Below are 19,795 nucleotides of genomic sequence, written 5' to 3' on the forward strand. Positions count from 1 at the left end.
CCGCCACCCCCGTTGGTGTGGGGTGCGGCGCCGCCGGGGGGTGGTCGGGGGGCGGGGGGGGGGGGCCCCCCCCCGGGGCCGGGGGGGCCCCCCCCCCACGGCTCAGGCCAGGTGGCCGCCGATCTTCGTGTAGCCGCGCAGCAGGTCGCGGGAGATGATGAGCCGCTGCATCTCGTCGGTGCCCTCGAAGATCCGGTACAGCCGCACCTGCCGGTACCAGCGCTCGATCGGCAGCTCCCGCGTGTAGCCCATGCCGCCGTGAATCTGGAGCACCCGGTCGACCACCCGGTTGACCATGCCGGCGCCGTAGAGCTTGCCCATCGACGAGGCGTGCCGCGGGTCCAGACCCTGGTCGACCGTCCACGCCGACCGCAGCACCAGCCAGCGGGCCGCCTCCAGCTCGGTCTCCGAGTCGGCGATCATCCACTGGATCGCCTGGTTGGTGCCGATCTTCGCGCCGAAGGTCTCCCGGGTGTTGGCGTGGTCGATCGCCATCTGCAGGGCCCGCTCGGCGATGCCGATGGCGTGCGAGGGGATGGTGTAGCGGCCCTTGCCGATCCACTGCATGCCCAGCGTGAAGCCCTGGCCGATCTCGCCGAGGATGTTGCGGTGCGGCACGCGTACGCCGTCGAAGATCAGCGACGCGGGCCCGCCCTCGCCCATGGTCTGGATGAACTCCGACCGCCAGCCCATGGCCCGGTCCACCAGGAACGCGGTCGCGCCGCCGTTGCGGGCGCCCTTCTCCGGGTCGGTCACCGCCACCACGATGGCGAAGTCGGCGTCGTTGCCGTTGGTGATGAACGTCTTCTCGCCGTCGAGGACCCAGTCGTCGCCGTCGCGGCGGGCGCGCAGCTTGATGTTCGCCGCGTCGGAACCGGCGCCCGGCTCCGTGATCGCGAAGCAGGAGATCCGTTCCCCCTCGATGGTGGGGAGGAGGAACTCGCGCTTCTGCTCGTCGGTGGCGTGGAACAGGATGTTGTCCGCCTCGCCGCCGAAGCGGAACGGCACGAAGGAGCGGCCCAGCTCGGTCCAGATCAGCGACTGGAGCACCGCGGGCAGGTCCATCCCGCCGTACTCCTCCGGGGTGGCCAGGCCCCAGAAGCCGAACTTCTTCGCCTTGAGCTGCAACTCGCGCAGCTCGGAGCGGTCCAGGCCGGGCTGGTGGGCGCGCTCGCGGCGCAGCACCTCCTGCTCCAGCGGCAGCACCTCGCGGGTGACGAAGGCGCGCACGGTGTCCCGGACGGCCCGTTCCTCGTCGGACAGTGCGAAGTCCACGATGCTCCCTCGGTCGGCGTGGCGACGGCCCGCTGCGGGCGGCGGCGGTCGCTCTTAAACTAGCGGTGTAAGTTTTCATCCGTCCAGACCCCTCCTTCGACCGTCGTGGTGAGGCTCCGCGGCCCTGCCCCGGTTAGGGTGCGTGAGCAGGTGTTCCGACGGGGGAGGCGGCGTGGCGGGATTCGACCGGCGAGGGGCGCGCGGCGGAGGCGCCGGGCCGGCGTGGGTGGCCTGAGGTGCCCCGTCCCCGCCAGGCCCTGCTGAGCCGTGACCGGATCGTCGAGACCGCGCTCGCGCTGATCGACGCCGACGGCCTCGGCGCGCTCTCCACCCGCCGGCTGGCCGCCGCGCTCACCGTGCAGGGCCCCTCGCTCTACAACCACTTCGCCACGAAGGATGAGATCCTCGACGCGGTGGCGGACAGCGTCACGGCGTCCGTCGACGTCACCGTCTTCGACCGGTACGACTGGGTCGAGGCGCTGCGCCGCTGGGCCCGGTCCTACCGGCAGGCCCTGACCGTCCACCCGAACATCGTCCCGTACCTGGCGCAGGGTCCGGGCCGCCGGCCGGCCGCGCTGGCCATGGCCGACGCCGTCTACGGCAGCCTGGTCCGGGCGGGCTGGCCGCCGGCCCGGGCGACCCACATCGGGGCCGCCATGCGCTACTTCGTGGCCGGTTCGGCGCTCGGCTCGTTCGCCCGCGGCTTCGTCGAGGACCCGGACCTCTACGCGGCCCATCCGCACCTCAACCAGGCGCACCGGCTCCGCGGCCACCAGCGCAGCGTCGACGAGGGTGCGTTCACCCTCGGCCTCGACGCGTTGCTGCACGGCCTCGCCGCCGAGTACGCCCGGACCGTGACCCCCCTGGAACCCGGAACCGGTCCGGGGTAGCGTCAAAACTCCCACTGCTAGTTTCCCGCCCCCGAAGGGACGCCATGGATCTCGCCGACGCGCCCCCCGCCCTGCTGGTCCGCCGCCATCTGCACGTCGCCGGTGACTGGGTCGACCCGGCGGACGGCGGGACCATCCCGGTGGAGAACCCGGCCACCGGAGACGTCGTCGGGCAGGTCCCCGCCGGCACCCCGGCCGACGTCGACCGCGCCGTGGCCGCCGCCCGGGCCGCCTTCCCGGAGTGGGCCGCCACCGCCCCCGCCGAGCGGGCCGCCCACCTCGACCGGCTGCACACCGCGCTCGCCGCCCGGGCCGACGACATCGCCCGCACCGTCGCCCTCGAACTGGGCACCCCGCTCAAGCTCGCCACCCGGGTGCAGGCCGGCCTGCCGCTGACCGTGCTGCGCGGCATGGTCGACCTGGCGGGCCGCCCGCCGGCCGAGCGAACCGTCGGCAACTCCCTCGTGGTCCGCGAGCCGGTCGGCGTGGTCGGCGCGATCACCCCGTGGAACTACCCGCTGCACCAGGTGGTCGCCAAGGTGGCTCCGGCCCTCGCCGCCGGCTGCACGGTGGTGCTGAAGCCCAGCGAGCTGACCCCGCTCACCGCGTACCTGCTCTTCGACGCGGTCGCCGAGGCCGGGCTGCCGCCCGGGGTGGTCAACCTGGTGCCGGGCACCGGGCCGGTGGTCGGCGAGGCGCTGGCCGCCCACCCCGACGTCGACCTGGTCTCGTTCACCGGCTCCACCACCACCGGCCGGCGGATCGCCCACCTGGCCGCCGACCGGATCGCCCGGGTCGCCCTCGAACTCGGCGGCAAGTCGGCCAACGTGATCCTCGCCGACGCCGACCTGCCCACCGCGGTCAAGGTCGGGGTCGGCAACGCGCTGCTCAACTCGGGCCAGACCTGCACCGCCTGGACCCGCATGCTGGTCCACCGCGACCGCTACGCCGAGGCGCTGGACCTGGTCGCGGCGGCCGTGGCCGGATACCGGCTGGGCGACCCGTTCGACCCGGCCACCCGGCTCGGCCCGCTGGTCTCCGCCGCCCAGGCCGAGCGGGTCCGCGGGCACGTCGACCGGGCGCTCGCCGACGGCGCCCGGCTCGTCGCCGGCGGCCCGGACGCGCCACTGCCACCGCGCGGGCACTTCGTCGCCCCCACCGTGTTCGCCGACGTGCACCCGGACAGCGCCCTCGCCCAGGAGGAGGTCTTCGGCCCGGTGCTCGCGGTCATCCCGTTCGCCGACGCGGACGAGGCGGTCAGCATCGCCAACAACTCCCGGTACGGCCTGGCCGGCGGGGTCTGGTCCGCCGACGAGGACGCGGCGCTCGCCGTGGCCCGGCGGCTGCGCACCGGCCAGGTGGACGTCAACGGCGGTGCGTTCAACCCGCTCGCCCCGTTCGGCGGCTACAAGCAGTCCGGCCTCGGCCGCGAACTGGGCGGCTACGGCATCGAGGAGTTCACCGAGCTGAAGGCGATCCAGCGGTGAGGGCGCTCGTGGTCCGCGGCCGGGGCGCCACCCCGGCCGTCGAGGAGGTACGCCTGCCCGGCCCCGGCCCCGGCGAGCTGCGGGTCCGGATCCGGGCCGCCGGCATCTGCCACTCCGACCTGGCCATGGTGGACGGCACGGTGGCGCCCACGTACCCGCTGGTGCTCGGGCACGAGGCCACCGGCGTGGTGGCCGAGGCCGGCCCCGGCACGCGGCTGGCCGTCGGCACGCCCGTGGTGCTCAACTGGGCCCCCGCCTGCCGCGCCTGCTGGCACTGCCGGCACGGCGAGCCCTGGCTCTGCACCGCCAACAGCGGGGCGTCGGTGGCCCGGGGCGAGACCGCGGACGGCGGGCCGCTCCAGGTCACCCTGGGCCTCGGCGCGCTCGCCGAGGAGGTGGTGGTGCCCGAGCGGGCCGCCATCGAAGTCCCGGCCGGCCTGCCGCCGGAGCAGGCCGCGCTGCTGGGCTGCGCCGTGCTCACCGGCACCGGCGCGGTCCGCAACACGGCCAGGGTCGCCCCCGGCGAGTCGGTCGCGGTGATCGGCCTCGGCGGGGTCGGCCTCGCGGTGCTCACCGCCGCCCGGCGGGCCGGCGCGGCGCCGATCCTCGCCGTCGACGTGGCCGAGGCGAAGCGGGACCTGGCCCTCGCCGCCGGGGCCACCGACTTCCTCCGCTCCGACGACACCCTCGCCAAGGAGGTCCGGGCGCGCACCGAGGGGCGGGGCGTCGACCACGCCTTCGAGTGTGTCGGCCGGTCCGTCACCATCCGGGCCGCCTGGCGCTCGACCCGGCGCGGGGGAGCGGTCACCGTGGTCGGCATGGGTGGGCGGGACGACCTGCTCAGCCTGTCGGCGCTGGAGATCTTCCACTCGGCCCGCACCCTGCGTTCCTCGGTCTACGGCTCTTCGGACCCGGACCGGGAGGTGCCGGAGTTGGCCGGGGCGCTCGCCGACGGCAGTCTGGACCTGGCTCCGCTGGTCAGCGGCACCGTTTCGCTGGCGGAGGCGCCCGCGGCGCTGGACCGGCTGGCCCGGGGCGAGGGCGCCCGCTGGGTGGTCACCTTCCCGGACTGACGCCGCCGTCGGGCCGGCCCTCGACCAGCGTGGCGACGCCGTCGAGCAGCCGGCGCAGGCCGAAGTCGAAGACGGTCTCCAGGTCCAGGTCGACGCCGCCGATGGTCAGGGCGTCCATGGTGGCCAGCCCGCCTCCGGCCATCATCTGCTGGAACGTGGCCTGCTGCCGGTCCACCCACTGGTCGTGGGTGAGGCCGGTGTCCTGCACCGCCTGCGCGCCCATCTCCAGGTTCGTCGCGATGCCCTTCACGTAGGCCATCAGGGTGATCGCCACCTGCCAGCGCACCTGCCGGTCCAGGCCAAGGCCGGCGGTGGCCCGCAGGGCGCGGTCGGTGTGCGCCATGCCGTGCGGCAGCGGCTGCGGCCGGGCGATCGAGATGACGTGCGGCAGCCAGCGGTGCCGCCGGTAGACGGCCCACTGCGCCCGGGCGAGCAGGTCCAGCCGGGCGCGCCAGCCGGCCGGCTCGGTGGCCGGGAGCGGGGCGTCGGCCAGCACCGCGTCGGCCATCGCCAGGATCAGCTCGTCGCGGCCGCGCACGTGCCGGTAGAGCGACATGGTGGCCACGCCCAGCTCCGCGGCGATCTGGCGCATGGACACCGCCGCCAGACCGCCCTCGTCCGCCAGCGCGACCGCGGTGCGCAGCACCCGCTCCCGGCTCAGCTCCGGCTCCGCCCGCCCCGAGTCCCGCCGCGGCTCCGCGACGACGGTGCCGGCGCCCGGACGGGTCAGTACCAGCCCCTCGGCGCGGAGCAGGGCGAGCACCCGGGTCGCGGTGGCGATGGCCACCCCGTGCTCGCGGGTGAGCTGCCGGGCCGAGGGCACCCGGTCGCCGGGCCGCAACTCGCCCAGGTCGATGCGGCGGCGGATCTCCGCCGCGATCCGCCGGTACGGCGGCTCCTGACCCTGACCGCGCTGCGACATCCCGCACCTCCGCCCCGGAGCGTACTAGTACACCCCCTCTCCGAGGCTCCCCGGAACGGGCAGCGTACTAGGTCGCCGGAGGCGCGCTGGGGCGCTCCGGACCTAGCGTGACGCGCAGCGCCCGGCCGCGACCGGTGGACGGTGTACGCGCGATCTCGGGAGAACACCATGAACGACAGGACCGTGCTCATCTCCGGCGCCGGTGTGGCCGGACCCGCCCTCGCCTTCTGGCTGCGCCGGTACGGCTTCGCCGTGACCGTGGTGGAACGCGCCCCCGGGCTGCGTCCCGGCGGGCAGGCGGTCGACGTGCGGGGGACCGCCCGCGAGGTGGTCGACCGGATGGGGCTGACCGCCCGGATCCGGGCCGAGACGGTCCGGGAGCAGGGCATGGCGTACGTCGACGAGCGGGGCGGGACGCGCGCCCGGCTGCCGGTGCACGCCTTCGGCGGGGAGGGCATCGTCGCCGACATCGAGATCGAGCGCGGCGACCTGGCCCGGCTGCTGTACGAGGCCACCCGGGACGACGTCGAGTACGTCTTCGACGACTCGATCGAGACGCTGGACCAGACCGGGGACGGGGTGCGGCTCACCTTCGCCCGCTCCGCCCCACGCACCGTCCACCTGGTGATCGGCGCGGACGGCTCGCACTCCCGCACCCGGGCGCTCGCCTTCGGCCCCGAGTCGGCGTACGTCCGGCCGCTCGGCGCGTACCTGGCCTACTTCTCCACCCCGTACCGCGACGAGACCGGCTGGTTCCTGCTGCACAACGCGCCGGGCGGCCGGGTGGTCGGCACCCGCCCGACCCGCGACGGCCGGACCGCCGCCTTCTTCAGCTTCCGCTCCCCGGAACTCGACGTGGACCGGCAGGACCGGGCCGCCCAGCAGCGGCTGCTCGCCGAGCGCTTCGCCGACGTCGGCTGGCGCGCCGCCGACCTGCTGGCCGTCGCGCCGGACGCCGGCGACTTCTACTTCGACCGGTACGGCCAGGTGCGGATGGAGAGCTGGAGCGCCGGGCGGGTGGCGCTGCTCGGCGACGCCGCCTGGTGCCCGTCCCCGCTCACCGGCCAGGGCACCAGCCTCGCGCTGGTCGGCGCGTACCTGCTGGCCGGCGAGCTGGCGGCGGCGCGGGGCGACCACGCGGTGGCCTACCGCCGCTACGAGGACCTGCTGCGCCCGCACGTGACGCGCAGCCAGGAGATCCCGGGCGGCGGCATCTCCGGCTTCCTGCCGGGCAGCCGGACCGCGATCCGGATGCGCGACGCCTCGATGCGGGCGATGACCTCCCGCCCGCTGCGCGGGCTCGCCACCCGGCTCTTCTTCAGCAAGGCCGACGGGCTCGACCTGCCGGAGTACGCGGCCGCCCGGTGACGGTGGCGCGACCACATGTCGACAGCCGCCAATCCGTCCGGATCTCGGCGGACGGGCCCGCCCCCTATGGGGAGCGGGCCCGTCCCATCGGGGGTGAATGTGTGGGGAATCGACATGGCTCGACTCGCCGGTGCGCCGTAGGTTTCCTGCACGCGACGGCCCTGTGACCCCGGTCACCGACCTGGCCGACGCGGATGTGGACCTGCGGAGGGTGAGGCGATGGCCGGGCAAGCGATCCTGTCGGCCCGTGGGCTGACCCGGGACTTCCGGGGCTTCCGGGCGGTCGACGGGGTCGACCTCGACGTGGCGCCGGAGACCGTGCACGCCCTGGTGGGGCCGAACGGCGCCGGCAAGACCACCCTGTTCAACCTGCTCACCGGCTTCCTGCCGCCCAGCGCCGGCCGGATCGAGCTGGACGGCCGGGACGTCACCGGCCTGCCCCCGGAACGGGTCGCCCGCCTCGGCGTGGCCCGCTCCTTCCAGATCACCAGCCTTTTCCCCCAGCTGGGCGCGCGGGAGCACGTCGAGCTGGCCCTCCAGGCGCCCAGCGGGCTGGGCTGGCAGTTCTGGCGCTCCGCCAAGCTGATGCGCCGCTACCGGGACCGGGCCGACGAACTGCTCGCCATGGTCGGCCTCGCCGAGCTGGCCGAGGCCCCGGCCGAGGCCCTCGCGTACGGGCGCAAGCGCGCCCTGGAGCTGGCCATCGCCCTCGCCCTCGACCCGAAGGTGCTGCTGCTCGACGAGCCCACCGCCGGGATGGGACTGGAGGACGTGGACCGCACCGTCGACCTGATCGCCCGGGTCCGCGCGGGCCGCACCGTGGTCATGGTCGAGCACAACATGAGCGTGGTGGGCCGGCTCGCCGACACGGTCACCGTCCTGCAGGCCGGCAAGGTCCTGGTCGAGGGGCCGTACGAGCAGGTCCGCGCCGACGAGCGGGTCATCACCGCCTACCTGGGAGCCGCCGATGCTGCGCATTGAGAACCTCTCCGCCTGGTACGGCGAGGCCCAGGTGCTGCGGGAGGTGAGCCTGGAGGTGGCCGCCGGCGAGGTGGTCACCCTGGTCGGGCGCAACGGCGCCGGCAAGTCAACCCTGCTGCGCTCCGTGATGGGGCTGCACCCCGGGCAGCGCGGCACGGTCAGCTTCGCCGACCGGGACGTCACGAAGCTGCCCGCGCACAAGCGGGCGCGGCTGGGGCTCGGCTGGGTCCCCGACGACCGGGGCGCCTACGCCACCCTGACCGTCACCGAGAACCTGACGCTGCCGCCCCGGGTCGGCCCCGACCCGTGGCCGCTGGAGCGGGTGTACGAGGCGTTCCCCGCCCTCTACACCCGACGGGACTCGGCGGCCACCATGCTCTCCGGCGGCGAGCAGCAGATGCTCGCCCTGGCCCGGGTGCTGCGCATGGGCGCCCGGCTGCTGCTCTGCGACGAGCCCACCGAGGGCCTGTCCCCGCTGCTCGTGCAGCAGGTCGGCGACCTGCTGCGGGAGGCCAAGAAGCACGGCGTGACCGTGCTGCTGGTGGAGCAGAACCTGCACTTCGCCACCGGCGTCGCCGACCGGCACTACCTGCTGGCCGAGGGACGGATCGCGGAGGCGATGGACAACTCCGAGGTGCGCTCGCGGGAGCGCGAGCTGCTGGCGTACCTCGGGATCTGACAACGACGGCTGACCCGCGCGAACCGCGCGGCAGGGAAGGATTCAACATGCGCAGGAGCGTGGGTGTGGCCGCCGCCTCGGCGGCGGCGGTGCTGGTCGCCGGCTGCGGCGGTGGTGGTCCGCAGTCCGGGGGCGACCAGAAGCTGACCGGCGACAAGATCGTGCTGGGTGTCCTCAACGACCAGTCGGGGGCCTACTCGGAGCTGTCCGGGCGGAACTCGGTCAAGGCCGTGGAGATGGCCATCGCCGACTTCAAGGCCAAGTACGGCGACAAGGCCGTCACCAAGAACATCAGCGTGGAGACCGCCGACCACCAGAACAAGCCGGACGTGGCCAACAGCAAGGCCCAGGAGATGTACGACCGCAAGGGCGTCGACGCCATCCTCGACGTGCCGACCTCCTCGGCCGCCCTCAAGGTCGCCGACGTGGCCAAGGAGAAGAAGAAGCTCTACTTCAACATCGGCGCGGCGACCACGGACCTGACCGGCAAGAGCTGCAACAAGTACACGTTCCACTACGCCTACGACACCTACATGCTGGCCCACGGCACCGGCACGGTGACCACCGAGCAGGTCGGCAAGAACTGGTACATCCTCTACCCGAACTACGCCTTCGGGCAGGACATGGAGAAGAGCTTCTCCGCCGCCATCACCGCCGCCGGCGGGCAGGTGGTCGGCAAGGACGGCGCGCCGTTCCCGAACACCAGCGGCGACTACTCCTCGTTCCTGCTCAAGGCCCCGACGCTGAACCCGAAGCCGCAGGTGCTCGGCACCATGCAGGCCGGCGCCGAGCTGGTCAACGTGGTGAAGCAGTACAACGAGTTCAAGCTGCGGGACAAGGGCGTCGGGCTGGCTGTCGGCCTCATGTTCATCACCGACATCCACTCGCTCACCCCGGCCGCGCTCGCCGGCACCACCTACACCGACGCCTGGTACTGGAACTTCGACCAGCAGAACCGGGAGTGGGCCGACAAGTTCCAGAAGGAAACCGGCACCCGGCCGTCCTTCGCCCACGCGGCCAACTACTCCGCCGCCATGCAGTACCTGGAGGCCGTGCAGGCCGCCGGCACCGACGACGCGGACACCGTGGTCAAGGGCCTGGAGGGCAAGGAGGTCAACGACCTCTTCCTGCGCAACGGCAAGATCCGCGCCGAGGACCACCGGGTCATCCACGACGCGTACCTGGCGCAGGTGAAGCCGCAGGCCGAGGTGAGCGAGCCGTGGGACTACGTGAAGGTCCTCAAGACCATCCCGGCGGCCGAGGCGTTCCGCGCCCCGTCGGCCGACTGCAAGATGTGACGGGCTGATGTCAGGTTTCCTGCAGAACACGTTCAACGGGCTGGTGGGCGGGGCGTTCTACGCCCTGCTCGCCCTCGGGCTCGCGGTCATCTTCGGCATGCTCCGGGTGGTGAACTTCGCCCACGGGGCCTTCTACATGCTCGGCGCCTTCGGGGCGTACGTGCTGCTCGCCGAGGCGGGCGTGCCGTTCTGGGCCGCGTTGGTGATCATGCCGCTGGCGCTGGGCCTGCTCGGCATGGTGCTGGAGCGGGCGGTGATCCACCGGCTGACCCGGCTCGACCCGCTCTACAACTTCCTGCTCACCTTCGGCCTCACACTGATCCTGCAGGACCTGGTGAAGTCCCGGTACGGCGTGCAGTCCAGCCCGTACGCCACCCCGGACGAGCTGAGCGGGACGGTCGACTTCGGACTCTTCGACTTCCCCACCTACCGGGTGTTCATCCTCGGGTTCACCGTGCTGCTCTGCGTCGCGGTGTGGTGGGTGCTCGGCCGGACCCGGGTCGGCATGGTGGTCCGGGCCGCCACCGAGCGCCCCGAGCTGACCCGGGCCTTCGGCATCGACGTGGGGAGGTGGGTCACCCCGGTGTTCGGCTTCGGCATCGCCCTGGCCGGGCTGGCCGGGGTGCTCGCCGCCCCGATGCGGGCGGTGAACCCGCTCATGGGCGCCGATCTGATCATCGTGGTCTTCGCGGTCGTGGTGATCGGCGGGCTCGGTTCGATCTTCGGCTCGGTGGCGGCCGGCTTCGGCATCGGCCTGATCCAGGCGTGGGGCGAGGCGTACCTGTCGGACTTCCCGATCGTGTCGCAGACCGTCGTGTTCGTGGTGATGGCCGCGGTGCTGCTCTGGCGGCCGGCCGGCCTGTTCGGCCGTGAGGAGGCACCGGCATGACCAGCGCCGTCGACACCCCCGCCGAGGAGGGTGCCCGCTCCGCGCCGCCGTCCGGGCTGATCGCCGTCGCCCGGGCGCCGGGCTGGGCCCGGTACGCTCTGCTCGCCGCCGGCCTGATCGTGGCGGTCTGGTTGCCGAACGGGCTCTACCCGGCGGTGGCCGTGGACATCCTCTGCTGGGCGCTCTTCGCCGTCTCGGTGGACCTGCTGCTCGGCTTCACCGGGCTGATGTCCTTCGGGCACGCCGCGTTCTGGGGCACCTCGGCGTACGTGACCGGGCTGGTCGCGATCCACGCCGGTCTGCCCTTCCCGGCGGCCGTGCTGGCCGGGGCCCTGGCCGCGGCGCTGCTCGCGCTGCCGATCGGCTATCTCGCGGTCAAGCGCACCGGCATCTACTTCGCCATGGTCACCCTCGCGTTCGCGCAGATGGTCTACTACGTGGCCAACGAGTGGCGCTCGGTCACCCAGGGCGAGAACGGCCTCCAGGGCGTGCCACGGGAGTTCTTCGGCGCCGACCTCTCCGACGACTACTACTTCTACTACGCGATCCTGCCGATCGTGCTGCTCGGCCTACTCGCCGCCTGGCGGATCGTGCACTCGCCGTTCGGCCGGGTGCTCGTCGGCATCCGGGACAACCCGGCCCGGGCCCGCGCGCTCGGCTACCCGGTGCACCGCTACAAGCTGACCGCGTTCGTCCTCTCCGGCTTCCTGGCCGGGCTCGGCGGCGGGCTCTTCGCGGTCGGCCACCGGTTCGTCTCGCTGGACGTGCTGCACTGGACCACCTCCGGCAAGGCGGTCATCGTGGTGGTGCTCGGCGGTATCGGCACTATCTGGGGCGGCGTGCTCGGGGCGGCCCTGGTGGTCCGCCTGGAGGACTGGCTGTCGTTCTCCGGCTTCGAGGCCATCGGCCTGGTCACCGGCGGCATCTTCGTCCTCGTCGTGCTGCTGTTCCGGCGGGGCATCTGGGGCACCGTCGCCCACCTGGCGCGGCGCCGCGGAGCCGCCCGCCGCGGATGACCCCGGATCGGCGGCCGGCGCCCGATGGCCGGCCGCCGATCCGGCCGGCCGCCCCCACCGGCTACGATCCACCGCACTATGATCATCCAGCGTCTCCGCGGGTACGCCGCCGACGTGCCGGCAGATCACGCGGCCCGGCCGCGGACCGCCCTCCCGAACTGGCTGCTCGTTCCCGGTCTGGCGGCGCTGGCCGTCTCGCTCGGGGCGTATGTCGCCGTCCTGCGGGACCGACCGCTGCACGGCACGGACTTCGCCATGTACCTCGGGGCCGCCCGGGCGTTCCTGGACGGCCAGCCGGTCTACCAGGTCAACTACACCGGGCTGGACCTGCCGTACACCTACCCGCCGGTCACGCTGCCGTTCCTGACGCCGTTGACCCTGCTGGACGACCGCGTCGCCCTTCATGTGTGGACCGTGGCGGGTCTGCTCGCGATGCTGGCCGCGCTGTGGTTCACCACCGGGATCCTCGGTTACGAGGGCGGCCGTGGCCGGCTCGGTCTCGCCGCCGCGGTGCTCGCGGTGCTGGTGTGGACCGAGCCCCTTCAGCGCAACCTCGACCTGGGTCAGATCAACATCTTCGTCCTGCTGCTGGTCGTGGTGGATTTCGCCCGCGCCGGCCGCAGCCGGTTCACCGGCGTCGGCATCGGCGCCGCGACGGCGGTCAAGCTGCTGCCCGGGCTCTTCGTGGTCTACCTGTTGCTGACCCGGCGGATTCGCGCGGCGGTCGTCGCGACGGGCACCTTCGCCGCGCTCACGGTGCTGGGCGCGGTCATCCAGCCGCGCGGTTCGTTCGACTACTGGCTGACCGGTCGCGCGTTCGACTCGGAGCGGGTGCTGATGGCGTCGGGCCCGCGCTACGCCGGCAACCAGTCCCTCCAGGGCTTCACCTCGCGCCTGCTCGGCACCGACGAGCGGAACACCATCTGGTGGATGCTGTCCGTGGCCGTCGTCGCGATCGCCGCCCTCGCCCTGGCGGACGCACTCCGGCGCCAGGGCGAAGAGGCGATGGCCATGGTGGTCGTGGGTCTCACCATGCTTGCCGTCTCACCGGTGAGCTGGTCGCACTACTGGCTCTGGATCGGCCCGATGGCGCTGGTGCTCGTCGACGTCGCTCGGCGCACGCACGGGCCGGCACGCGTCGTCGCCGGGATCGTCGCGGTGGCCGCGATCCTGCCCTTCCTCATGTGGCCGGGTCCGGCGCGCACCGGTGAGATCATCCCGCGGGGCCTCATCTGGAAGTCGGGTCACATGGACGGCCTGGCCAAGCAGTTGGCCGTCGACTCCTACGTGATGACCGCGCTGGTGCTCTTCGCCCTCGCCGCGCTCTGGTTGCTGTACCGGCGTCGTGCCGGACGGACGGTCACCCCGGCGGAAGGCGTCCCGGCATGACGAGGTCCCTGCCGCCGAGCACCGCTCTCCACCGCCACGACCCGGAGGAGGCGTCGATGACGCAGGCGACGGACGAACGCGACGCGCCCGCCCGGACCACCGGGCCGGCGCGCCCCGGCCGGCAGGCCGAGCTCCCCCGGCAGGCCGGTGGCCCGACGTCGGCGGCGGAGTCCGCCCCCGCCGCGCGGCAACCCCGCCTGCTGGTCCTCGACGGGCTGCGGCTCGGCGCGGCGGTCATGGTCGTCGCGTACCACCTCGTCGGGGACAAGCTCCGCGTGTGGCACGGAGCCTCCGGCGCGTCCGCCTTCGGCCCGCTGCACTCCGCCTCCACGTACGGCTTCCTCGGGGTGCAGCTGTTCTTCATCATCAGCGGCTTCGTCATCTGCATGAGCGCGTGGGGCCGGCCCGTCGGTGACTTCTTCGTCTCCCGCGTGGTGCGGCTCTATCCCGCCTACTGGTTCGCGGTGCTGCTGGCGGCGGGCGTGCTCGTGCTCGTGCCGATGAAGCGCGAGATCCAGGGCCGTGAGGTGCTGGCCAACCTCACGATGATGCAGGACTTCCTGGGCGTCGCCCATCTCGACCTGTCGTACTGGACACTCACCGTCGAGATGATCTTCTACCTGCTCTTCGCCGTCGTGGTCGCCCGCGGCCTCACCTACCGCCGCGTGGTCGCCTTCTGCGCCGTCTGGACGGTGGCCTCGCTCGTCGTGCCGAAGTTCGATCATTCGTGGCTCACCACCGTCACGGCGGCCGGGCACTCCAGCTACTTCATCGCGGGCGTCGCCCTCTATCTCATCCACCGTTTCGGTCCGAACCTGCTGCTCTGGTCGATCGTCGGGCTGTCCTGGCTGATCGCGCTCTCCCGGCTGCTCGGCATCGCCAAGACCCGCGGGGTCGCGTTCACCCCGGCGGCGGTCATCGTGACGGTGTTCTTCCTCGTCATGGCGGCGGTCGCGCTCCACCGCCTCCGCTGGGTGAGATGGCCCTGGGTCGCGACGGCCGGAGCCCTGACCTATCCGCTCTACCTGGTGCACCAGACGGTCGGGATCGCCGTCATCAAGCAGGCCCAGGCCTACCTGTCGCCGTGGCCGCTGCTCGGCTCGCTGTTCGGGTTCCTGCTCGTCGCCGCGTGGTTGATCCACCGGTTCGTCGAGCGGCCCGCCGCCCGATGGATGAAGCGGCAGCTCACCGCGTCCCTACGCCAGGTACGCCAGGCCGGCTGAGGTTTCTTCCGCCACCGCCACCGCCACCGCCGCCGCCTCCGGAATCCGGGGCGGCGGTGGTGGCGCGTCATGCCCCGGACACCGTGACCTGGACCACAAACGATACGGACCGGTTCCGTATCGAAACACTCTCACCTACGCTCGACTGCGTTACGAGTCTGCCCCGTATCGTATTTTGACGCGGGTGAACCGGGGGGAGAACCCGAGTGGAAGCGCACGAGAACACCGGACACCCGAGGAGGTGGGCGATCCTGGGGGTGCTGGTGATCAGCCTTCTCGTGGTCGTCCTCGACAACACCATCCTCAACGTCGCCCTGCGTACCCTCGCCGACCCGGTGCACGGCCTCGGGGCCAGCCAGGGGGAGCTGGAGTGGGCGATCAACTCCTACACCCTGGTCTTCGCCGGGCTGCTCTTCACCTTCGGCGTCCTCGGCGACCGCCTCGGCCGCAAGCGCTTCCTGATGGTCGGTCTGGCCCTGTTCGGACTGGCCTCGCTGCTCTCCGCGTACGCCCACGACCCCGGCCAGCTGATCGCCACCCGCGCCCTGATGGGGGTCGGCGGCGCGGCCATCATGCCGGTGACCCTGTCGATCATCTCCAACGTCTTCGACCCCCGGGAGCGGGCCAAGGCGATCGGCGTCTGGGCCGGCGCGGTCGGCCTGGCCGTGGCCATCGGCCCGGTGCTCGGCGGCGCCCTGCTCGAGCACTACTGGTGGGGCTCGGTCTTCCTGATCAACGTGCCGGTGGTGGTGCTCGGCGTGGTGCTCGTGGCCGCCCTCGTCCCGGAGTCCCGCGACCCGCGACCGGGCCGGGTCGACCTGCTCGGCGTGCTGCTGTCCGTGGTCGGCCTGGTCGCCCTCACCTACGGCATCATCGACGGCGGCGAGCACGGCTTCGACCGGCTGCGGGTGTGGGCCGCGATCGTCGGCGGGCTCGCGGTGCTCGGCTGGTTCGTCGCCCACGAGCTGCGCAGCGACCACCCGTCGCTGGACGTCCGGCTGTTCCGGGTGCCCCGGTTCGCCGCCCCGGTGGCGCTGGTCGGCCTGGTCTTCTTCGCCGCGATGGGCGTGATGTTCTTCGGCGCGTTCTACCTCCAGCTGGTCCGCGGCTACAGCCCGCTGGAGAGCGGCCTGCTCTTCCTGCCCTTCGCGGCCGCCCAGCTGATCTTCGCGCCGCGCAGCGCCGCCATGGTCCGCCGCTACGGGGGCCGGGCCGTCGCCGCCGTCGGGCTGCTGCTCACCGCCGCCGCGCTCGGCGCGTTCGTGCTCATCGACGCGGACACCCCGATCTGGATCTTCTCGGCGCTGGGCTTCGTGCAGGGTGCCGGGATGGCCAACATCATGCCGCCGGCCACCGAGTCGATCATGTCGGCGCTACCTCGGGAGAAGGCCGGCGTGGGCTCGGCCGTGAGCAACACGGTCCGCCAGGTGGCCGGCGCGCTCGGCGTGGCGGTGCTCGGCTCGGTGCTCTCCGCGGTCTACCGCAACGACGTGGCCTCGGCCCTGTCCGGCCTGCCCGCCCCCGTCCGCGACGCGGCCCAGGAGTCGATCTCCGGGGCGTACGCCGTCGCCGGTCGACTCGGGGGCGGCGCGCCCCGGCTCATCGAGGCGGCGAACGACTCGTTCGTCTCCGCGATGCACTGGGCGGCCGGGATCTCCGCGCTGGTGGCCCTGCTCGGCATCGTCATCGTGCTGCGCTGGATGCCGGGCCGCCCGGTGATCGAGACCGAGGCCCGGCCGGCCACCGAGCCGGAGTTGGCCGGGACCGCGTAGGTTCGGGGACAATGTCTGACATGACTTCCACGGCTGATGCTCCGCGGTCGCCCGGGCGACCGCGGAGCGTCCGCGCGGACGAGGCGATCATCGAGGCGACCCTCGACCTGCTCGCCGAGGGCAGCACCCTCGAGGCGCTCTCCATCGAGGCGATCGCCGCCCGCGCCGGGGTGGGCAAGGCCACCATCTACCGCCGCTGGTCCGGCAAGGACGCGTTGCTGATGGACGCGCTGCGCCGCCTCAAGGGGGTGCCGCCCCAGCCCGCCGGGCACTCCGTCCGCGACGACCTGGTGCTGCTGGTCGGCGCGGTCGGCCACAACGTCGACCCGCGGGCCGCCAAGATCATGCCGTGCCTGGTGCCCGAGGTGAACCGCAGCCCCGACCACTTCCAGCTCTACCAGAACATCGTCGCGCCGCGCCGGAAGCTGATGCGGGAGGTGCTGCGCCGCGGGGTGGACAGCGGCGAACTCCGCGCCGACCTCGACATCGAGCTGGCCATGGCGCTGCTCACCGGCCCCGTGCTGATCCAGCGGGTGCTGCGCTGGCACCCCGAGCTGGACGACGGGATCCTCCCCGAGCGGGTCGTGGACAGCGTCCTCGAAGGCCTCCGCGCCCGCTGACCCCTGGCTCCGGCCGCCCGCTCCGGGTCAGCTCGCCGGGGTGCGCAGGCGGTGCAGGCGCAGGGCGAGCTGCACCTCCAGGGCGCGCTCCGGCTTCTGCCAGTCCGCGCCGAGCAGCTGCCCGACCCGCTCCAGCCGCTGGGTCACCGTGTTGACGTGCACGTGCAGCAGCTCCGCCGCCCGGGCCAGGCTGCCACCCACCCCGAAGTACGCCTCCAGCGTCTTCACCAGCGCCGTGCCCCGCCGGGCGTCGTAGTCGACCACCGGCCCCACCGTCGCGGTGAGGAAGCGGGCCACGTCCCGGTCGCCCGAATCGCCGACCGCGCCCAGCAGCAGCCCGACGAAGCCCAGCTCGGCCGTGCTCGCCCCCTGCCCGGCCCGGCCCAGCGCGCCCAGCGCGGTCAGGCACCGCTCCGCCTCGGCGAACGTGGTGGCCAGCGAGGCCGGACCGGTCGACGGCCCGCTGGCCCCGGCGGTCACCGGACGGCCGGTCACCCGGGACAGGTCCCGGGCCACCGCCCGGGCCGCGCCGCCCGCATCCTGACCGGGCAGCATCAGCACCACCCGCCCGTCGCGCGCCGCGGCCAGGCCGCCCCGGGTCGAGGCGTACGTGGTGGCCCAGGAGAGCACCCGCTGCCGGGCCGAGCCGGTGGCGGCGATGGCGTCGTCGCCGACCGCCACCAGCACGTGCGGGGCGTCCAGGTCGACACCGAGCCGGCGGGCGCGGCTGCGCAGCGCGTCGGTGTCCCGCAGCGGCCGGGCGATCAGGTCGTCCAGCAGCTCGCCCCGGACCCGCCCCTCCGCCTCGGCCACCGTCCGGCGGAACAGCAGCAGCAGCGCCGTGACCAGCGCGGCCCGCTCCAGGATCCGCTGGTCGGCGTCGACGAGTTCGCCGTCCGGGCGCAGCACCAGGGCGCCCAGGTTCTCCGCGCCGGCCACCACCGCGGCGTACCAGAGCGGACCCCGGCGGACGCTGCGCCCCTCGGTGCGGGACGCGGCCACCGCCTCGACGATGTCCGCCCGGTCCGGCTCCTCGATCTCGCCCACCCGGGCCAGCCGCCGGCCCTCGGCGTCCAGCGCCAGCAGCGCCCCGCCGAGCACCTCGGTGACCGCCGCCGCCACCTCCTCCATCCCGCCGCCGCGCACCACCAGGGCGGTCATCCGGTCGTGGGCGGCGGCGGCCCGCTCCACCGAGCTGCTGTGCGCCCGGATCGTGCTGTTCGCCGCCGACAGCTCCTCCAGCGCCGACCGGGTCTCGGCCAGCAGCCGGGCCGTGTCGATCGCCACCGCGGCGTGCGCGGCCAGGGAGACCAGCAGCGACACCTCCTCCCGGGCGAACGGCCGGGCGGAGCGGTTGGCCGCGTAGAGCACGCCGATCACGCTCGACCCCAGCCGCAGCGGGACGCCCAGGATGGCCACCAGGCCCTCCTCGCCCACCCCGCCGTCGATCTCCCCGGTGTGCCGGAACCGCTCGTCCTCCTGGTAGTTGGAGGTGACGTACGGGGTGCCGGTCTGCGCCACCAGGCCGCCCAGGCCGTCGCCCATCTCCAGCCGCAGCCGCTGGAACCGCGCCGAGATCGAGCCGTCGGTGACCCGCATGTACGTGTCGCCGCGCTCGTCGTCGTTGAGCGTCATGTACGCCACGTCGGTGCCGAGCAGGATCCGCGCCCGGTGCACGATGGCGCGCAGCACGTCGTCCAGGTCGCGCAGCCCGGCCAGGTCGCTGGCCGTGTCGTACAGGCCGGAGAGCTCGGTCTCCCGGCGGCGGCGCCGCTCCAGCAACGCGCGGACCCGCAACGCCACCAGCTTCGCCTGCTCCAGCTCGGCGATGCGCTCGGCGGGCAGGCCGGCGGCGCGGGCGGCGACCAGCGGGCCCTCGAACTCGACCGTGGCCGCCTCCCGCGCCAGCAGCTCCAGGAACTCGACCGGCGACGACATGACCGACATTGTGCGCGAGGCCACTAGTTGGCCGTCCAGCCCCCGTCGAGGGCGATCGACGCGCCGGTGATGAACGCGGCGGGCGGCGAGCACAGGTACGCGACCAGCTCCGCCACCTCCTCCGGCTCGATCAGCCGCTTGATCGCCGCCCGGGCCAGCATGATCTTCTCCACCACCTCGTCCTCGCCGATGCCGTGGCTGGCCGCCTGGTCGGCGATCTGGCTCTCCACCAGCGCGGTCCGCACGTACGCCGGGTTGATGCAGTTGGCGGTCACCCCGTGCGCGGCGCCCTCCAGCGCCACCACCTTCGACAGCCCCTCCAGGGCGTGCTTCGCCGAGACGTACGCCGCCTTGAACGGCGAGGCGCGCAGCCCGTGCACCGAGGAGATGTTGACGATCCGGCCCCACCCGTTCGCGTACATCCGCGGCAGCGCCCGGCGGATCAGCAGGAACGGCGCCTCCACCATCACCCGCTGGATGTACTCGAAGCGCTCGACGGGGAACTCCTGCACCGGGGCGACGTGCTGCAGGCCGGCGTTGTTGACGACGATGTCCACGTCGACGTCGAGCCGGTCCACCGCCTCGGGGTCGGCCAGGTCGACGCCCTCCGCCCGGCCGCCCGCCTCCGCGGCCACCGCCTTGGCCGCCTCCACGTTGCGGTCGACCACCAGCACCGCCGCGCCGGCCGCCGCCAGGCGCAGGGCGCAGGCCCGTCCGATGCCGCTGCCACCACCGGTCACCAGCGCGGCGCGACCGGAGAGGTCGACGTTCACGACGTGGGGGACCGCCACGGGTTCTGCCGTCATGGCGCAAGAAGTTACGAGCTGTGTGGCCGGCGGCACATGGGGCGGCGACACATACTCGACCGCTTCAGTGTGTGGCGCGGATCGTGTCCGCCGGCTCCCGGCGTGTCCGCCCGGCCGGGCGGCGGGGCGCACCAGTAGGGTGTCGAACACACGTTCTGCCGGTGGCTCG

Annotated in this window: 17 protein-coding genes; 13 read left to right on the top strand and 4 right to left on the bottom strand. The window is 73.4% G+C overall.

The annotated features are described in order from the left end of the window. Positions 1-102 precede the first annotated feature (102 nt). Complete coding sequence (locus tag ACFYPD_RS19815; RefSeq protein WP_387115279.1) at positions 103-1,275, bottom strand: acyl-CoA dehydrogenase family protein; 1,173 nt, start codon at positions 1,273-1,275, stop codon at positions 103-105. 236 nt (positions 1,276-1,511) lie between these two features. On the opposite strand from ACFYPD_RS19815, the gene ACFYPD_RS19820 reads away from it, so the two are divergent. Genes ACFYPD_RS19820 through ACFYPD_RS19830 form a run of 3 tightly spaced genes read left to right on the top strand, consistent with a single transcriptional unit; the run spans position 1,512 to position 4,725 of the window. Beyond that, on the top strand, positions 1,512-2,165 hold the full coding sequence (locus ACFYPD_RS19820) for a TetR/AcrR family transcriptional regulator (protein WP_387115282.1): 654 nt from the start codon (positions 1,512-1,514) through the stop codon (positions 2,163-2,165). Positions 2,166-2,209: 44 nt separating this feature from the next. Next, a complete protein-coding gene (locus ACFYPD_RS19825; RefSeq protein ID WP_387115284.1) occupies positions 2,210-3,652 on the top strand; it encodes an aldehyde dehydrogenase family protein in 1,443 nt (480 codons plus the stop codon). Then, positions 3,649-4,725 (top strand): alcohol dehydrogenase catalytic domain-containing protein, encoded by a 1,077-nt coding sequence (locus ACFYPD_RS19830; protein WP_387115287.1) that lies wholly within the window; start codon positions 3,649-3,651, stop codon positions 4,723-4,725. The genes ACFYPD_RS19825 and ACFYPD_RS19830 overlap by 4 nt, the downstream gene beginning before the upstream one ends. Here ACFYPD_RS19830 and ACFYPD_RS19835 read toward each other — a convergent pair. Next, the gene (locus ACFYPD_RS19835; protein WP_387115290.1) at positions 4,709-5,647 is read right to left on the bottom strand and encodes a TetR/AcrR family transcriptional regulator C-terminal domain-containing protein; all 939 of its coding nucleotides are present in this window, start codon (positions 5,645-5,647) and stop codon (positions 4,709-4,711) included. The two genes, ACFYPD_RS19830 and ACFYPD_RS19835, sit on opposite strands and share 17 nt — an antisense overlap. A gap of 168 nt (positions 5,648-5,815) precedes the next feature. Here ACFYPD_RS19835 and ACFYPD_RS19840 point away from each other — a divergent pair, with 168 nt between their 5' ends. The 10 genes from ACFYPD_RS19840 (at position 5,816) to ACFYPD_RS19885 (ending at position 16,882) form a co-directional block, all read left to right on the top strand. Beyond that, positions 5,816-7,015 (top strand): FAD-dependent monooxygenase, encoded by a 1,200-nt coding sequence (locus ACFYPD_RS19840; protein WP_387115293.1) that lies wholly within the window; start codon positions 5,816-5,818, stop codon positions 7,013-7,015. Between the two features lie 219 nt (positions 7,016-7,234). After that, positions 7,235-7,996 (top strand): ABC transporter ATP-binding protein, encoded by a 762-nt coding sequence (locus tag ACFYPD_RS19845; protein WP_387115296.1) that lies wholly within the window; start codon positions 7,235-7,237, stop codon positions 7,994-7,996. Beyond that, positions 7,983-8,675 (top strand): ABC transporter ATP-binding protein, encoded by a 693-nt coding sequence (locus ACFYPD_RS19850; RefSeq protein ID WP_387115299.1) that lies wholly within the window; start codon positions 7,983-7,985, stop codon positions 8,673-8,675. Before ACFYPD_RS19845 ends, ACFYPD_RS19850 begins: the two co-directional genes overlap by 14 nt. Before the next feature lie 47 nt (positions 8,676-8,722). After that, positions 8,723-9,973: an ABC transporter substrate-binding protein gene (locus ACFYPD_RS19855; protein WP_387115302.1), complete on the top strand. Its 1,251-nt coding sequence runs from the start codon at positions 8,723-8,725 to the stop codon at positions 9,971-9,973. Between the two features lie 7 nt (positions 9,974-9,980). Then, entirely contained in the window at positions 9,981-10,862 is an 882-nt protein-coding gene (locus ACFYPD_RS19860) for a branched-chain amino acid ABC transporter permease (RefSeq protein ID WP_387115305.1), read from the top strand. Continuing rightward, the gene (locus ACFYPD_RS19865; RefSeq protein WP_387115307.1) at positions 10,859-11,878 is read left to right on the top strand and encodes a branched-chain amino acid ABC transporter permease; all 1,020 of its coding nucleotides are present in this window, start codon (positions 10,859-10,861) and stop codon (positions 11,876-11,878) included. The genes ACFYPD_RS19860 and ACFYPD_RS19865 overlap by 4 nt, the downstream gene beginning before the upstream one ends. A 78-nt stretch (positions 11,879-11,956) precedes the next feature. Then, positions 11,957-13,267 (top strand): glycosyltransferase 87 family protein, encoded by a 1,311-nt coding sequence (locus tag ACFYPD_RS19870; protein ID WP_387115310.1) that lies wholly within the window; start codon positions 11,957-11,959, stop codon positions 13,265-13,267. Then, entirely contained in the window at positions 13,264-14,490 is a 1,227-nt protein-coding gene (locus ACFYPD_RS19875) for an acyltransferase family protein (RefSeq protein WP_387115313.1), read from the top strand. The genes ACFYPD_RS19870 and ACFYPD_RS19875 overlap by 4 nt, the downstream gene beginning before the upstream one ends. Positions 14,491-14,696: 206 nt before the next feature. Beyond that, positions 14,697-16,262: an MFS transporter gene (locus ACFYPD_RS19880; protein WP_387115316.1), complete on the top strand. Its 1,566-nt coding sequence runs from the start codon at positions 14,697-14,699 to the stop codon at positions 16,260-16,262. Positions 16,263-16,273: 11 nt separating this feature from the next. Then, positions 16,274-16,882, top strand: coding sequence for a TetR/AcrR family transcriptional regulator (locus ACFYPD_RS19885; protein ID WP_387115319.1), 609 nt, complete (start codon positions 16,274-16,276; stop codon positions 16,880-16,882). A 27-nt stretch (positions 16,883-16,909) separates the two neighbouring features. Here the strand turns inward: ACFYPD_RS19885 and ACFYPD_RS19890 are convergent, their stop codons facing one another. Both ACFYPD_RS19890 and ACFYPD_RS19895 read right to left on the bottom strand, forming a co-directional pair. Then, a complete protein-coding gene (locus ACFYPD_RS19890) occupies positions 16,910-18,829 on the bottom strand; it encodes a helix-turn-helix domain-containing protein (RefSeq protein ID WP_387115322.1) in 1,920 nt (639 codons plus the stop codon). Positions 18,830-18,843: 14 nt separating this feature from the next. Beyond that, positions 18,844-19,626, bottom strand: a complete 783-nt coding sequence (locus ACFYPD_RS19895; protein ID WP_262283821.1) for a 3-hydroxybutyrate dehydrogenase — start codon at positions 19,624-19,626, stop codon at positions 18,844-18,846. Positions 19,627-19,795 lie beyond the last annotated feature (169 nt).

Origin of the sequence: Micromonospora sp. NPDC005299, assembly GCF_042872345.1 — a bacterium.
Lineage (GTDB): Bacteria > Actinomycetota > Actinomycetes > Mycobacteriales > Micromonosporaceae > Micromonospora.

Coding starts and splice junctions, on each gene's coding strand:
- ACFYPD_RS19825 (WP_387115284.1), top strand. CDS start 2,210: ATGGATCTCGCCGACGCGCCCCCCGCCCTGCTGGTCCGCCGCCATCTG.
- ACFYPD_RS19835 (WP_387115290.1), bottom strand. CDS start 5,647: ATGTCGCAGCGCGGTCAGGGTCAGGAGCCGCCGTACCGGCGGATCGCG.
- ACFYPD_RS19840 (WP_387115293.1), top strand. CDS start 5,816: ATGAACGACAGGACCGTGCTCATCTCCGGCGCCGGTGTGGCCGGACCC.
- ACFYPD_RS19845 (WP_387115296.1), top strand. CDS start 7,235: ATGGCCGGGCAAGCGATCCTGTCGGCCCGTGGGCTGACCCGGGACTTC.
- ACFYPD_RS19850 (WP_387115299.1), top strand. CDS start 7,983: ATGCTGCGCATTGAGAACCTCTCCGCCTGGTACGGCGAGGCCCAGGTG.
- ACFYPD_RS19855 (WP_387115302.1), top strand. CDS start 8,723: ATGCGCAGGAGCGTGGGTGTGGCCGCCGCCTCGGCGGCGGCGGTGCTG.
- ACFYPD_RS19860 (WP_387115305.1), top strand. CDS start 9,981: ATGTCAGGTTTCCTGCAGAACACGTTCAACGGGCTGGTGGGCGGGGCG.
- ACFYPD_RS19865 (WP_387115307.1), top strand. CDS start 10,859: ATGACCAGCGCCGTCGACACCCCCGCCGAGGAGGGTGCCCGCTCCGCG.
- ACFYPD_RS19870 (WP_387115310.1), top strand. CDS start 11,957: ATGATCATCCAGCGTCTCCGCGGGTACGCCGCCGACGTGCCGGCAGAT.
- ACFYPD_RS19875 (WP_387115313.1), top strand. CDS start 13,264: ATGACGAGGTCCCTGCCGCCGAGCACCGCTCTCCACCGCCACGACCCG.
- ACFYPD_RS19885 (WP_387115319.1), top strand. CDS start 16,274: ATGTCTGACATGACTTCCACGGCTGATGCTCCGCGGTCGCCCGGGCGA.
- ACFYPD_RS19890 (WP_387115322.1), bottom strand. CDS start 18,829: ATGTCGGTCATGTCGTCGCCGGTCGAGTTCCTGGAGCTGCTGGCGCGG.
- ACFYPD_RS19895 (WP_262283821.1), bottom strand. CDS start 19,626: ATGACGGCAGAACCCGTGGCGGTCCCCCACGTCGTGAACGTCGACCTC.